A 1,062-nucleotide genomic window follows, 5' to 3' on the forward strand; every position below is an offset into this window, starting at 1 on the left:
TCGTAACTTCAAAGGTAACCAACCGGGTTAGTCTGCAAAAAGATTGACCCGGTTAAATTTTTTTACCGGACAACAGTGATTTACAAACACTTATCGGTCTATATATTCATCTGTAATGAATACACCTACAATTGTTAATAATACTTTTAATATCCCTCCAGCTGATAAAGCTGTTGGACTATATATTGACGGTGGTTCTGATTTTGTAATTGAGGACAACATTTTCCTTTCAACAGATTATTCTGCAGGTCAATATGGTATAATTGTTAATGAAGATCCACATGAAAATGAAATCTATAACAATGAATTTGGTTATCTCACCTGGGGTTTCAGCAATCAGGGAGATATTTATGATGATAATGTTGGTATCTGTTTAACCTGTAATGATTTTCATGATAATATCGAAGACATTAGTGTTATCAGTAACCATGGAATCTGTCAAAACCAAGGGTCCTATTTTGAACCAGCATTCAATTTATTCTCAACTGGAGCACAAAATGATTATGATATTTATAACGAACCGAGAAGTCTTACATATTACGTCACTTCCACTGCGTCATCAAATCAACGCTATTACCCAAATCCTGTAACATATACGACTGTATCAATTGTAGGTTCACCAACGCCCTATACAGATTCTGACTGTCAAACAAGATATGACAATACAGGTGGAGGAGTTACTGAAACCACGGCAGCAATTCTAGGCCTGGAAAGTGAAATTGCCGACATTGATAATACATTGGAAACACTTACTGATAATGGTAGTACTGTTACATTGCAAGCAGAAGTCGAGAACTCAACTCCTGAACAATCAGAAGAAGTCTATGAAGACTTAATGGCTTCAGCGGAATATGTTTCTGAAACAGTTCTCCTATCATCAGTAGAACAGGAAGATGTCTTGGATAACAGCATGATAACTGATGTTTTATCATCAAATCCGCAAGGGGCAAAGAATCAATCAGTTCTTAATGGGCTCAATAACAGGACCACAGCACTTACACAAACCCAATGGGATTTAGTGTTAGCCGGACAGGAATCAATAGGTGCAAGAGAAAACAATAT

At 36.7% G+C, this 1,062-nt stretch carries 1 protein-coding gene; it reads left to right on the plus strand.

Annotated elements, in window-relative coordinates; genetic code table 11:
• Positions 1–115 precede the first annotated feature (115 nt).
• On the plus strand, positions 116–1,062 hold a 947-nt coding region (locus EOL86_15555; protein ID NCD26986.1), incomplete at its 3' end, for a hypothetical protein.

The sequence above is a fragment of the Deltaproteobacteria bacterium genome, assembly GCA_009930495.1.
In the GTDB taxonomy this organism is placed as follows: domain Bacteria; phylum Desulfobacterota; class Desulfovibrionia; order Desulfovibrionales; family Desulfomicrobiaceae; genus Desulfomicrobium.